11 protein-coding genes are annotated in these 12697 nt (G+C 70.8%); 5 read left to right on the top strand and 6 right to left on the bottom strand.

What is annotated here, in order from left to right; translation table 11 throughout:
* Positions 1-195: 195 nt before the first annotated feature.
* Together glyS and glyQ are read right to left on the bottom strand one after the other, a co-directional pair.
* Positions 196-2418, bottom strand: a complete 2223-nt coding sequence (gene glyS, locus LRX76_RS09280; protein ID WP_231804360.1) for a glycine--tRNA ligase subunit beta — start codon at positions 2416-2418, stop codon at positions 196-198.
* A 174-nt stretch (positions 2419-2592) separates the two neighbouring features.
* Entirely contained in the window at positions 2593-3522 is a 930-nt protein-coding gene (gene glyQ / locus LRX76_RS09275; protein ID WP_231804358.1) for a glycine--tRNA ligase subunit alpha, read from the bottom strand.
* An 83-nt stretch (positions 3523-3605) separates the two neighbouring features.
* Between glyQ and LRX76_RS09270 the strand changes: the two genes are divergently transcribed.
* The 3 genes from LRX76_RS09270 to LRX76_RS09260 all read left to right on the top strand — a co-directional run bounded on the left by LRX76_RS09270 (position 3606) and on the right by LRX76_RS09260 (position 7523).
* Positions 3606-5423: a GspE/PulE family protein gene (locus tag LRX76_RS09270; RefSeq protein ID WP_231804413.1), complete on the top strand. Its 1818-nt coding sequence runs from the start codon at positions 3606-3608 to the stop codon at positions 5421-5423.
* Positions 5420-6154, top strand: coding sequence for a glutamine amidotransferase (locus LRX76_RS09265; RefSeq protein ID WP_231804356.1), 735 nt, complete (start codon positions 5420-5422; stop codon positions 6152-6154). Before LRX76_RS09270 ends, LRX76_RS09265 begins: the two co-directional genes overlap by 4 nt.
* A 478-nt stretch (positions 6155-6632) precedes the next feature.
* A complete protein-coding gene (locus LRX76_RS09260; protein ID WP_231804354.1) occupies positions 6633-7523 on the top strand; it encodes a BPSS1780 family membrane protein in 891 nt (296 codons plus the stop codon).
* A gap of 325 nt (positions 7524-7848) precedes the next feature.
* Here the strand turns inward: LRX76_RS09260 and tatC are convergent, their stop codons facing one another.
* The 4 genes from tatC to LRX76_RS09240 all read right to left on the bottom strand — a co-directional run bounded on the left by tatC (position 7849) and on the right by LRX76_RS09240 (position 10465).
* The gene (gene tatC / locus LRX76_RS09255) at positions 7849-8607 is read right to left on the bottom strand and encodes a twin-arginine translocase subunit TatC (protein ID WP_231804352.1); all 759 of its coding nucleotides are present in this window, start codon (positions 8605-8607) and stop codon (positions 7849-7851) included.
* Positions 8604-9098, bottom strand: coding sequence for a Sec-independent protein translocase protein TatB (gene tatB, locus LRX76_RS09250; protein WP_231804350.1), 495 nt, complete (start codon positions 9096-9098; stop codon positions 8604-8606). The genes tatC and tatB overlap by 4 nt, the downstream gene beginning before the upstream one ends.
* Before the next feature lie 15 nt (positions 9099-9113).
* Positions 9114-9344: a Sec-independent protein translocase subunit TatA gene (gene tatA, locus LRX76_RS09245; RefSeq protein ID WP_231804348.1), complete on the bottom strand. Its 231-nt coding sequence runs from the start codon at positions 9342-9344 to the stop codon at positions 9114-9116.
* 239 nt (positions 9345-9583) lie between these two features.
* A complete protein-coding gene (locus LRX76_RS09240; RefSeq protein WP_231804346.1) occupies positions 9584-10465 on the bottom strand; it encodes a YSC84-related protein in 882 nt (293 codons plus the stop codon).
* A gap of 246 nt (positions 10466-10711) precedes the next feature.
* On the opposite strand from LRX76_RS09240, the gene hemH reads away from it, so the two are divergent.
* Together hemH and LRX76_RS09230 are read left to right on the top strand one after the other, a co-directional pair.
* Positions 10712-11668 (top strand): ferrochelatase, encoded by a 957-nt coding sequence (hemH, locus tag LRX76_RS09235; RefSeq protein ID WP_231804344.1) that lies wholly within the window; start codon positions 10712-10714, stop codon positions 11666-11668.
* A gap of 52 nt (positions 11669-11720) precedes the next feature.
* On the top strand, positions 11721-12608 hold the full coding sequence (locus LRX76_RS09230) for an alpha/beta hydrolase (protein ID WP_231804342.1): 888 nt from the start codon (positions 11721-11723) through the stop codon (positions 12606-12608).
* Positions 12609-12697 lie beyond the last annotated feature (89 nt).

Raw genomic sequence — 12697 nt, 5'->3', positions numbered from 1 at the left:
CTCTCTACGGCCCGTCTCTGTGAAGCAGGAAAGCTCCCTTCCCCCGCTTGCGGGGCTGGGCACCCTCGGGGTGGAAGGTGCCGAAGGCGGATGGGGGTTGCCTGAAGCATGGGAAAGCCACAGCAAAAGCCCCCCATCCGGCGCTGCGCGCCACCTTCCCCCGCAAACGGGGGAAGGAACAGCTAGAGCCATGCGCTACGAGGACAGCTGCTCGAGCGCGGCCACGCAGTCCAGGCGGTCGCCCAGGCGCTTGAGCAGGGCCAGGCGGTTGCCGCGCACGGCCGCGTCCTCGGCATTGACCAGCACCTGCTCGAAGAACGCGTCCACCTGCGGCCGCAGCCGCGCCAGGTAGGCCAGCGCCTCGACGTAGTCGCGCCGCGCCAGCGCGGCGCCGGTCTCGGTGATCGCCGCTTCCACCGACTCGGCCAGCTCGGCCTCGGCCGGCTCGTGCAGCAGCGCCGGGTCGATCTCGCCGGGGATGGCATCGCCGGCCTTGCGCAGGATGTTGCGGATGCGCTTGCTCGCCGCCGCCAGCGCCGCCGCCTCGGGCAGCTGCGCGAAGGTGGCGATCGCGTCCAGGCGGCGGTCGAAGTCGTACAGCGAGGCCGGCCTCAGCTCGGCGACCGCGTTGAAGTGGGTGGCCGGCACGCCCCCGCTCCCATCGGACTTGTCTGCGTAGTAGCCGCGCAGGCGGTCGAGGATGAAGTCGTATAGCTCTTCGGTTACGGCCTTGAGGTCTGCATGAAACTTCTGACCGTCTGGGTGCTGCCCCAAGGCTTTCTCCACATCAACGTCCACTCCAAAGTCGGACATTTGATTGGAAAGCGGCGCCATCTGTTTCAGAAAGTCGATTGACTGCTTTCTATGTATGGCCAGCTGTGCGTAAGCAGAGGCTACGAGTAGCCATTGTTTAATACTGAGCTCAAACCCACTCTCGATCACCGTCCGCGCCAGCCCCAGCGCATTGCGCCGCAGCGCGAACGGGTCCTTGTTGCCGGTCGGCTTGAGCCCGGCGGCGAAACCGCCGGCCAGCGTGTCCAGGCGCTCGGCGATCGCCAGCACCTTGCCCGTGGCCGAGGCGGCGATGTCGTCGCCGGCGAAGCGCGGGCGGTAGGCCTCGTCGATCGCCAGCGCGACCTCGGCCGGCTCGGCGGCGGCCGCCGCGTAGTGGCGGCCGGCGATGCCCTGCAGTTCGGGGAACTCGTTGACCATGCGCGACTGCAGGTCGTTCTTGCTCAACTGCGCGGCGCGCGCGGCCAGCGCCGCGTCCACGCCCACCTGCGGTGCGATGGCCTGCGCCAGCGCCGACACGCGCGCGACCTTGTCGGCCACGCTGCCCAGCTTTGCCTGGTAGGTCACGCTGGCCAGGCCCTCGCCCATCGACACCAGGCCCTGCTTGAGGTCCTCGTCGAAGAAGAAGCGCGCATCGGCGAAGCGCGGGCGGATCACCCGCTCGTAGCCGCGGCGCACCTGCTCCGGGTCCTTCGACTCGATGTTGGCGATGCCAATGAAGTGCTCGGTGATGCGCGCGCCGTCGTCGAGCACCGGGAAGAACTTCTGGTTGATCTCCATCGTCTCGATCAGCGCTTCCTGCGGCACCGCCAGGAAATCGCGGTCGAAGCTGCATAGCACCGCGGCCGGCCACTCGACCAGGTCCACCACCTGGCCGAGGTTGTCCTCGCTGATGCGGGCGTTGCCGCCGGCCTGGCGGGCGGCGGCCTCGACCTCGGCAACGATGCGCGCGCGGCGCACCGCCGGGTCGACCAGCACGTACGCCGCCTCCAGCGCGGCAACGTAGTCGGCCGGCGCGGCCAGCGGCACCGGCGCATCGTGCATGAAGCGGTGGCCGCGGCTGTCGCGGCCGGCGCTCACGCCCAGCAGCTGCGCCGGCACCACCTCGCTGCCGAACAGCAGCACCAGCCAGTGCACCGGGCGGGCGAAGGCGTAGTCGTGGTCGCCCCAGCGCATCGGCTTGGGGATCGGCATCGCGGCGATGGCCTCGGCCACGATCTGCGGCAACAGCTCGGCGGTGCGCACGCCCGGGGTGACCGAGCGGTGCACGAAGCGCTCGCCCTTGGCGTCGGTGGTGCGTTCCAGCGCGGTCCACTCAACCCCGGCCTTGGCGGCGAAGCCGGCCAGCGCGCGGGTCGGCTGGCCGTCGGCGTCCAGGGCGATGTTGAGGTATGGCCCCAGCACTTCGCCGGCCTGCTCGGGCTGTTCGGCGGCCACGCCCGGCAGCAGCACGGCCAGCCGGCGCGGCGTGGACAGCGGCCTGGCGTCGCCGCGCTCGACGGCGATGCCGCGCTTCTCCAGCCCGGCGAGGATGCCGTCGAAGAACGCCTGCGCCAGCCCCGGCAACGCCTTGACCGGCAGCTCCTCGGTGCCCAGTTCGACCAACAGCGGCTTCATTTCACTCATTGCAGTAAACCTTAGGTTTTCCTTCTCCCGCGGGCGGGACAAGGCCCCATTTTCGGGGGAAGGTGGCGCGAAGCGCCGGATGAGGGTGCTCTTGCCCGGAGCTGCGGACGGTGCGGCGAGCGCCCCCATCCGCCCTTCGGGCACCTTCCCCCGCCAGCGGGGGAAGGGATCACGTCACGTCTTCTTCAATCCCGGGAAACCCAGCTTCTCGCGCTGCGCGTAGTAGGCGCGGGCCACCGCCTGCGCCAGCGCGCGCACGCGCAGGATGTAGCGCTGGCGCTCGGTGACCGAGATCGCGCGACGCGCGTCGAGCAGGTTGAAGCTGTGGCTGGCCTTGCACACCTGCTCGTAGGCCGGCAGCGGCAGCCCGGCCTCGACCAGCACGTTGGCCTCGCGCTCGCAGGCGTCGAAGCGGTGGAACAGCTCGGCCACGTCGGCGTACTCGAAGTTGTAGGCGCTCTGCTCGACCTCGTTCTGGTGGTAGACGTCGCCGTAGCTCACCGGCGTGCCGTCCGGGCCGAAGGTCCACACCAGGTCGTAGACGTTGTCGCACTCCTGCAGGTACATGCACAGCCGCTCCAGGCCGTAGGTCACCTCGCCCAGCACCGGCTTGCACTCCAGCCCGCCGGCCTGCTGGAAGTAGGTGAACTGGGTCACCTCCATGCCGTTGAGCCAGACCTCCCAGCCCAGGCCCCAGGCGCCGAGCGTGGGCGACTCCCAGTTGTCCTCGACGAAGCGCAGGTCGTGCACCAGCGGATCGATGCCCAGCGCCTTCAGCGAGCCCAGGTACAGCTCCTGCAGGTCGTCCGGGTTGGGCTTCATCGCCACCTGGTACTGGTAGTAGCGCTGCAGGCGGTTGGGATTGTCGCCGTAGCGGCCGTCGGTGGGACGGCGCGAGGGCTGCACGTAGGCCGCCGCCCACGGCTCCGGTCCGAGCGCGCGCAGGAAGGTGGCCGGGTGGAAGGTGCCGGCGCCGACTTCCAGGTCCAGCGGCTGGATCAGTACGCAGCCCTGCTGCGCCCAGTACCGGTTGAGGGTCTGGATCAGGTCCTGGAAGGTCAGGCCCTTGAAGTCGGGGGGAGGAACAGGCCGGGAGGCGGACATGCAGCGGAAGCCGGTTGAAAAAGGGGTGCGCTAGTATACCGGCCGGTCGGCGGGCACTTGTCCGCGCAGCAGGCATGGGGACGATGGAACAGCGGCAAGCAACCGGGCCGGCAGCGCCCGCTCCGGTCGCGGCGAGCCTGCCGCCGGGCCGGCTGGCGTTCGAGCGCGTGGCCGCCGCGCTGGTGACTGATGGCCTGGTGGCGCCGGCCGATCGCGCGCGCATGCAGTTCTCGGCCGGCGGCGCGCGCACCCCCAGCGAGGTGCATCCGCTGGTGCTGCTGGCCAACCTCAAGCTCACCGCGGCGCAGCCGCCGGCCGGCGAACTGGGGCTGGAACGGCTGACCGAATGGCTGGCCACCCGCACCGGCCACCGCTACCTGCGCATCGATCCCACCCGGGTGGACGTGGCCGCGGCCACCGCGGCGGTCTCGCACGCCTACGCGCGCCGCCACCGCATCCTGCCGCTGGCGGTGGATGGCGAGCGCGTGCTGGTGGCCACCAGCGAGCCGCTGGCGCTGGACTGGCGCGCCGACCTGCAGCACCTGGCGCGCCGCCGCATCGAAGTGGCGATGGTCAACCCGCTGGACCTGCACCGCTACACGATGGAGTTCTTCGGCGTCAGCCGTTCGGTGCGCGGGGCGCGCGACGGCCGCAACGAGCAGGGCAGCGGCCTGCCCAGCTTCGAGCAGTTGGTGGAGCTGGGCCGCGCCGGCGACGTCAACGCCGACGACCACCACATCGTCCACATCGTCGACTGGCTGCTGCAGTACGCCTACGAGCAGCGCGCCAGCGACATCCACCTGGAGCCGCGCCGCGACATGGGGCGCATGCGCTTCCGCATCGACGGCGTACTGCACAAGGTGTTCGAGGTGCCGCCGGCGGTGATGACCGCGGTGGTCAGCCGCATCAAGGTGCTCGGGCGCATGGACCTGGCCGAGCGCCGCCGCCCGCAGGACGGCCGCATCAAGACCCGCAGCCCCGGCGGGCGCGAGGTGGAGATGCGCCTGTCGACCATGCCCACCGCCTTCGGCGAGAAGTGCGTGATGCGCATCTTCGACCCGGACGCGGCGTTCAAGAGCATCGACCAGCTCGGCTTCAGCCCGGAGGAGGCGGCCGGCTGGAACGCGCTGGTGGAGCGGCCCAACGGCATCGTGCTGGTCACCGGCCCGACCGGCTCGGGCAAGACCACCACGCTGTACTCCACGCTCAAGCGCCTGGCCACGCCGGACGTGAACGTGTGCACGGTCGAGGACCCGATCGAGATGATCGCGACCGAGTTCAACCAGATGCAGGTGCAGAACAACATCGACCTGGACTTCGCCAGCGGCGTGCGCACCCTGCTGCGGCAGGACCCGGACATCATCATGATCGGCGAGATCCGCGACCTGGAGACCGCGCACATGGCGGTGCAGGCCTCGCTGACAGGCCACCTGGTGCTGTCCACCCTGCACACCAACGACGCTCCTTCCGCGATCACCCGCCTGCTCGACCTGGGCGTGCCGCACTACCTGGTGGCCAGCACCCTGTCCGGCGTGCTCGCCCAGCGCCTGGTGCGCACGCTGTGCCCGCACTGCAAGCGCGAACACGCCCTCGCCGAGGCCGACTGGGCGGTGCTGCGTGATGGCGATGAGGCATTACCGGATAACGTGGCGACATATGCGCCGGTGGGCTGCCTGGAGTGCCGCCGCACCGGCTACCTGGGCCGCATAGGCCTGTACGAGCTGCTTCCGATCACTCCCCGGCTGCGCAGCCTGATCCGTGCCGACATGGACCTGGCGGCCTTTTCCCGCGCCGCCCGCGCCGACGGCCTGCGCACGCTGCGCCGCACCGGCCTTGAAAAGGTGGCCGCCGGTCTGACTACAATCGCCGAAGTCCTGTCGGTGCTCCCCCCTTCGGAATGAACCCCGCGCCGTTCCTGATCCTCGAAACCGGCCAGCCGCTGCCGGCGGTCAAGCGCTATGGGCGCTTCCCGCACTGGATCCGCGTCGCCGCCGGGCTGGAGCCGGGCGAGGCCATCTCGGTGAACGTGGAAGCCGGCGAGGCGCTGCCGGCACGCGGCCTGTTCGCCGGGGTCATCGTCAGCGGCTCGGCCGCCTTCGTCACCGACCACGCCGACTGGAGCGAGCGCTCGGCCGACTGGCTGCGCGAGGCCGCCCACGGCGGCACCCCGCTGCTGGGCATCTGCTACGGCCACCAGCTGCTGGCGCACGCGCTCGGCGGCCAGGTGGACTACAACCCGGCCGGGCGCGAGTCCGGCACCATCGAACTGCGGCTGGAGCCGCCGGCGTTCGAGGACCCGCTGTTCTCCGGCCTGCCCGAGCGCTTCCCGGCCCACGCCACCCACATGCAGACGGTGCTGCGCGCGCCCGACGGCGCCACCGTGCTGGCGCATTCGCTGCAGGACCAGTGCCATGCCTTCCGCTGGGGCGACTCGGCCTGGGGCGTGCAGTTCCACCCGGAATTCGCCACCCACCACATCCGCGGCTACGTCCAGGCCCGCGCCGACTGCCTGCAGCGCAGCGGCCGCTGCGCCCGCACCATCGCCCGCGAGGTCACCGCCGCGCCGCTGGCGCGCAAGCTGCTCAAGCGCTTCGTGCGCCATGCGCGGGGCATGCAGCCGGGCGCCGGCTAGGGCGTTGCGCCGGTTCCCGGATAGGCCGCGTCGGGTCTCTTGCCCGGCAGTCGGAGCCATGCCTTTCAACGTCTTCGAGATGCGTGCAGGTCGCGGGCCGCAGTTCCCTTGCGCAGCCGCGCAGTCCGGGCCAGCATCCCGAGACGACCGAGGCCCGTCGCCCGAGCCTGGCAGGACCCGTCGGGAATCCCGCTAACCCTCCGGCATCGGTTCTGCCGATGCTCCGACGAAGCATCCTGAGCTTCGTGGATCCGAGCCTGCTCGGCTGGGGCTGCACCGGGAAGGTTTCAGCCCAGCAAGTTCGGCTCTACGAGGGGCGTGGCCCCTGTTACTCCCGTCGCGGACGGCTCCGCCGCCGGACATTCCCGCCACCCGTGCCCCTGGCCGGCGCCGGACCGGGAAAACGGCGATAATCTCCCGGCGCGCCGGACTCACCGGCGCGTTCTTTCTCCAAACATCACCCTTTGCTGGAACTGGAATGAGCGAAATTCGCAAGGTCCCGGCCTCGGCCGGCGCGGAATGGCTGTTGACCGGCTTCGCGCTGCTGCGCAGTGCGCCGCTGGCGCTGGGCGGGCTGGGCGTGATCTGGGGCGTATCGGTGTCGCTGGTGCTGTCGCTGTCGCTGCTGGTGCCGGCGCTGGGCACGCTGGTGCAGCTGCTGCTGATCCTGGCCGGGCCGCTGTTCATGGGCGGGCTGCTGTGGGCGATCCGCGAGGTCGACCAGGGCCGCGCCGCACGTCCGGCGCACCTGCTGCAGGGCGTGCAGGAGGGCCGCGCGCCGCACCTGCTGGTCACGCTGCTGCCGCAGCTGGTGGCCGGCCTGATCCTGGGCGTGCTGCTGCTGGTGCTGATGGGCGCCTCCGGGCTGCAGCAGCTGGGCGAGGTGATGACCAGGCTCAACGAGATCAGCCAGTCCGGCCAGCAGCCGGACCCGGCGCAGATCGAACAGCTGGTCGGCAGCCTGCCGGCCGGACGCATCCTGCTGTGGCTGCTGCTGGTGGTGGTCGCCTTTGCCGCGCTGGCGCTGGCGATGTTCGTGATGGCGCCGCAGGTGATGTTCCAGCGCACCGGCGGCTGGCAGGCGCTGCGCAACAGCCTCAACGCCTGCCTGCACAACCTGCCGGCGATGCTGGTGTTCTTCGTGCTGGCCTTCATCGCGCTGATGGCGATCTACTTCGCGGTGATGCTGGTGGCGATGATCGGCAGCCTGATCGCCGGCCAGGTGGTCGGCATGTGGATCGCGCAGCTGCTGATGATGGCGGTGACCATGCCGGTATTCGGCGGCTCGGTCTACGCGGCGTGGAAGCAGATGTTCGGCCCCGCCTCGACCACCGAACCGCCGCCGCGGGACGACGTGATCGCCGCCTGACGCGCCGGGCGGGTACAGGCGCACAAGCCGGAAGGCCCGCACAACCGCACCCGAGCCGGCGCCGTTGCCCCTCCCTTTCGCCGAAGGTGAAGGGGAGGGTTGGGGAGGGGTGCCGTTGCGGCTGCCGTCGCGCTTGATCCGCTTCGGGCCAGCGAGCCATCGACCAGCCGGCGATCAAGCGCCGAGGCAAAAAGCACCCCTCCCCAGCCCTCCCCTGCGCTGCGCTGCGCTGCGCGCAAGTGAGGGGGCATGAGATCTGACTTCAGCGCCTGGGGAGCGGGCACCAGCGTGACGCGGCCCGACCCACGTCCCGCGAGGCCTTGCCTCAGCTACCGCTCGTGGCCGCGTCGTCGCGCGGCAGCAGCCAGCGCGAGGCGTGGATGCCGATCTCGTAGAGCAGGCACATCGGGATGGCCAGCATCAGCTGCGAGATGACGTCGGGCGGGGTGATCACCGCCGCCAGCACGAAGATGCCGACGATGGCGTAGCCGCGGCCGTCCTTGAGCTGCTGCGGGGTGACCCAGCCCAGCAGGGTGAGGATCACCAGTGCCACCGGCAGTTCGAAGCTGGCGCCGAAGGCGAAGAAGATCACCAGCACGAAATCCAGGTACGAGGCGGCATCGGGAGTGATGGCGATGACGTCCGGCTTGAACGTGGTGAGGAAGTGGAACACCGCCGGCAGCACCAGGAAGTAGGCGAAGGCGCAGCCGATGTAGAACAGCGCCACCGCCGAGGCCAGCAGCGGCAGCGCCAGGCGCTTCTCGCGCTGGTACAGGCCCGGCGCGACGAATGCCCAGACCTGGTACAGCAGCCACGGCACCGCGATGAACAGCGCCACGAAGAAGGCCAGCTTGAGCGGGGCGAAGAACGCGCCGGCCGGGTTCACCGCGATCATCGTCTGCCCGGCCGGCAGCTGCGAGATCAGCGGCCCGGCCAGCCAGCTGTAGATCGGCCGCGCGAACGGCAGCACCGCCAGCAGCACCACGCCCAGCCCCACCAACGCGCGCACCAGCCGCGCGCGCAGTTCGACCAGGTGATCGATCAGGCTGCTCTCGGCCTCGTGATCGGGGGGGAACGGATTCACGCGCCCTCCTTGCGCTCATGCCCGGCGGCGGCCGGCTCGGGAACGGCCGGCTGCAGCGCAGCGCCATCCTGCGGCGGCAGCGGGGTGTTTGCGGTCGCCGCCGCGTCCGCCACCCCTGTGGCCGTGGCCGAAGGCGCCGCCAGGCTTGCAGGCGGCGCGGCGGCGGAAGCGTCGGCATGGTCCGCGGAGGTGGCGATGTCCTGCTGCACCGCCTGTTTCAACGCCTGGCCCTCGCGCCGCACCTGGTCGCTCTCCTGGCGCAGCTGCGATTCGACCTGGCGCAGCGAATCCTGAGCGGCCTGCAGCTCGCGCTTGAGCTCGTCGGCCTCCAGCTCGCGTTCCAGCTCCTGCTTCACCGACTCCCATTGCGTGCGGGCGCGGCGCACCCACAGCCCGGCGAAGCGCGCCGCCTTGGGCAGGCGCTCGGGGCCGAGCACCACCAGCGCGACCAGCGCGATGACCAGCAGTTCGCTGAAGCTGAGACCGAACACGCCGTGGCCCCGCGATCAGCGCTGATCGCGGTCTTGCCCGGCCGGCGTCTCGTGCTTGTCCTGCTCGTGGCTGCGCGACTCGCTGCCCAGCTGGCCGGCCGGCTTGTCGTCGTCGCGCATGCCTTTCTTGAATTCCTTGACCGCGCTGCCCAGATCCTTGGCGCCACTCGTCAGCCGCTTGGTGCCGAACACCAGCAGCACGATGACCAGCACGATGATCCAGTGCCAGATGCTGAAACTGCCCATGATCCGCTCGCAATAAGTCCGAAGGGACGGTGAGGATAACCCAGCGGGTTGGCCGTGGCGCACCGCTGCGATTCATCGGCCGCGCATCTTCAGCCATCGGGCTGGAGCCGTCCGCAGCAGCGCCGTAGGAGCGGCTTCAGTCGCGATTGGGCTCTATCGATAAGGCCCCATCGCGACTGAAGTCGCTCCTACGGCGCCCCCGCTCCTGCGGGCAGGCGTGCCCGATCGTGGACGAACGCTCAGGGATTGCCGTCGAGCGACTCGCTGCGGATCTCGCCCTCGGACACCGGCTGGAAGCCCTGCTGCGGCTGCGTCTGGGCGCTGCCCGGCTGCAGCGGCGCGGTGCTGGCCTCGCCCGAGGGCGCGGCCGGTGCCGGTGCCGGTGCGGCGACGGCGGTTTGCACCGGTGCCGGCGTCGCGGTGCCACGGCTCTGCCGGGCCGAATAGGTGGCCTCCTCCAGGCGGTCGCGGAAGGCGACCACGTCGCTGGACGGACGCTCGTTCAGGCGCCCCTCGAAGATCATCCGCGGCGTGGTGCTGGGGCCGTAGGCGGCCTGGTTGGCGTCGTCGTCGATCTGCAGCGCCGCGCCGTCCAGGGCGACGCCGGCGAACAGCCCGCGGGCGCGCGACCACGACCAGATCTCGGCCTTGAGCTGGCCGTCGGTGGCGGCGGCGGCATTGCGCCCGACCGGGCCGGCGGCCACGCCGGCATCGGCGCCGAGGGTGAACTTGCCGTTGACGATGTTGTCCAGGCTGCGGTCGTTGCGGAACACCAGCACCACGTCGGAGGACTGCACGCCGGCCTGGAAGCCGATGCTGCCGCCGGTGAGCTTGATGAACACCGGGTTGGACCAGCTGCCGTCGGCGTTCTTCACCGACATCAGGCCATGGCCGCGACGCCCGCCGATCACCAGCCCGGCCTTGAGCGTATCGGGGATGACCACCACCGCGCGGCCCTCGTCGAGCAGCTTGTCGGGGATGCCCTGCTCGGGAATGCCCTGGATCTCGCTCAGCACCCGCGTGGCATTGCGCGCGCGCTCGTCCTCCTGCGGGCCGGCGATGGCGTGGCCGGCGGTGGCGGCAAGGGAAATCAGCAACAGCAGGCGCGGCAGGGGACGCATGGCAGGCTCCGGAAGTGGATTCGCAACAAGGGATCGCAAGCCGCTGAACCTAATCGCTATGCAATGAATCGGCAATGAGCATTTTCGGGTGGGGCCGGGATTGGGGATTCGGGATTGGAGATTCGTCAAAGCCGGGATCGCCTGCGCTTTTGCCAATCCCCAATCCCGAATCCCCAATCCCGGCCCTATCGCAACGATCAACACCATGTGCATGGCAGCGGTGCCGCGCTCTGCGACAATGCCTGCATGCCCGACGCTCCCCATACCGCCCTGCTGGCGGTCAACCTAGGCACGCCCGAGGCCCCGACCGCCCCCGCGGTGCGGCGCTACCTGGCCGAGTTCCTCGGCGACCGGCGCGTGGTTTCGCTTCCGCCCCTGCTCTGGAAGCCGCTGCTGCACGGGTTGATCCTGCCCCTGCGCGGCCCGCGCTCGGCGCACAAGTACGCCCAGGTCTGGCTGCCCGAGGGCTCGCCGCTGGCGGTGTACACCCGGCGGCTGGCCGAGGGCATGCAGCGCGAGCTGCCGCAGTGGCGGGTGCGCGACGCCATGCGCTACGGCGAGCCGGCGCTGCGCGGCGCGCTGGACACGCTGCGTGCCGAGGGCATCACCCGGGTCGTGGTGCTGCCGCTGTATCCGCAGTACTCGACCACCACCACCGCCTCGATCGAGGACGTGGTGGACGCATGGCGCCGGCAGGCGCCACAGATCGAGGTGCGCGTGATCGAGGACTACGCCACCGACCCGGCCTGGGTGGCGGCGGTGGCCGCCTCGATCGAGCAATGGTGGCAGCAGCACGGCCGCGGCGAACACCTGATGTTCTCCTTCCACGGCCTGCCGCAGCGGGTGGCCGATGCCGGCGACCCGTATCCCCAGCGCTGCCGCGCCAGCGCCGAGGCGATCGCCGCCGCGCTGGGACTGGGCGCGCAGGACTGGTCGCTGGGCTACCAGTCGCGCTTCGGCCGCGAGCGCTGGCTGCAGCCGTACGCCGAACCGGCGCTGTGGGCGCTGGCCGAGGCCGGCACCCGACGGATCGACGTGGCCTGCCCCGGCTTCGCCTGCGACTGCCTGGAGACGCTGGAGGAAGTGGCGATGGGCTTCGTGCATACGGTGGCCGAGCGCGGCGCGCAGCTGCGCTACATCCCCTGCCTCAACGATGCGCCGGCGCACGCGCAGGCACTGGCGGCATTGGCGACACGCGCGTGATCCCGATGCTCCGTCGCGCCTCGTCCACCGGCCCCCGCTCGCCGTCACGGCGATGAGGCCCGACGGCACGGCGGCCGAGTTCGGCTGCGACATCTCCATCGGCCGCATCGCCGGGCTGCGCAGCGGCACGCCGGGCGGGCGCCGGGTGCTGGCGCTGCACGGCTGGCTGGACAACGCCGCCAGCTTCGTGCCGCTCGCCGGCCGGCTGCCGCAGCTGGAGCTGGTGATGCCCGACCTGCCCGGCCACGGCCGCAGCGCGCACCTGCCGCACGGCGTCGAGTACACCGCGGCCAACGCTATCGCCTACGTGCTGGAGATCGCCGACGCGCTCGGCTGGACGCGCTTCTGCCTGCTGGGGCATTCGATGGGCGCCGGCATCGCCAGCCTGGCGGCCGCCGCCGCACCGGAACGGATCGAGGCGCTGGTGGCGATCGAGGCTCTCGGCGGCCTGGCCGAGAACGCAGGCAACACCGCCTCGCGGCTGCGCCAGGCCATCGCGCAGCGGCGCGCGCTGGCGGGCAAGGCGCTGCGCGTCTTCCCCGACCTGGCGATGCCGGTACGCGCGCGCATGCTGGCCAACCACCTCGACGAGGACTGCGCGCGTCTGCTGGTCGAGCGCGGCATCCGCCCGGTGGAGGGCGGCCTGGTCTGGAGCAGCGACCCGCGCCTGACCCTGCCCACCTCGATCCGCATGACCGAGGCGCAGATCGACGACCTGGTGGCGGCGATCGAATGCCCCACCCAGGTGATCTACGCCGATCCGCCGCAGACGTACTTCCCCGAGGCATTGCGCCGGCACCGCGCCTCCCTGCTCGCGCACGGCGAACTGGCGGTCATCCCCGGCGGGCATCACCTGCACATGGAAATGCCGGAGCCGGTCGCCGCGGTGATCGCGCGCTTCCTCGCGGCGCACCGGGAACCCGTTCGCGATCTTTTGTAGGAGCGACTCTGCGTGGCCTCCGGGCCTTCAGTCGCGATGGGGCTTTACCGGTAACGCTCCATCGCGACTGAAGTCGCTCCTACGGGCGG

Source organism: Stenotrophomonas sp. MMGLT7 (assembly GCF_021168555.1).
In the GTDB taxonomy this organism is placed as follows: domain Bacteria; phylum Pseudomonadota; class Gammaproteobacteria; order Xanthomonadales; family Xanthomonadaceae; genus MMGLT7.
This window is presented reverse-complemented; position numbering and strand designations above follow the sequence as displayed.

What these genes read in the sequence shown, in the direction of transcription:
- LRX76_RS09230 (WP_231804342.1), top strand. Translation starts at nt 11,721, where the DNA reads ATGAGGCCCGACGGCACGGCGGCCGAGTTCGGCTGCGACATCTCCATC.
- LRX76_RS09260 (WP_231804354.1), top strand. Translation starts at nt 6,633, where the DNA reads ATGAGCGAAATTCGCAAGGTCCCGGCCTCGGCCGGCGCGGAATGGCTG.
- LRX76_RS09240 (WP_231804346.1), bottom strand. Translation starts at nt 10,465, where the DNA reads ATGCGTCCCCTGCCGCGCCTGCTGTTGCTGATTTCCCTTGCCGCCACC.
- glyS (WP_231804360.1), bottom strand. Translation starts at nt 2,418, where the DNA reads ATGAGTGAAATGAAGCCGCTGTTGGTCGAACTGGGCACCGAGGAGCTG.
- LRX76_RS09270 (WP_231804413.1), top strand. Translation starts at nt 3,606, where the DNA reads ATGGAACAGCGGCAAGCAACCGGGCCGGCAGCGCCCGCTCCGGTCGCG.
- LRX76_RS09265 (WP_231804356.1), top strand. Translation starts at nt 5,420, where the DNA reads ATGAACCCCGCGCCGTTCCTGATCCTCGAAACCGGCCAGCCGCTGCCG.
- glyQ (WP_231804358.1), bottom strand. Translation starts at nt 3,522, where the DNA reads ATGTCCGCCTCCCGGCCTGTTCCTCCCCCCGACTTCAAGGGCCTGACC.
- tatA (WP_231804348.1), bottom strand. Translation starts at nt 9,344, where the DNA reads ATGGGCAGTTTCAGCATCTGGCACTGGATCATCGTGCTGGTCATCGTG.
- hemH (WP_231804344.1), top strand. Translation starts at nt 10,712, where the DNA reads ATGCCCGACGCTCCCCATACCGCCCTGCTGGCGGTCAACCTAGGCACG.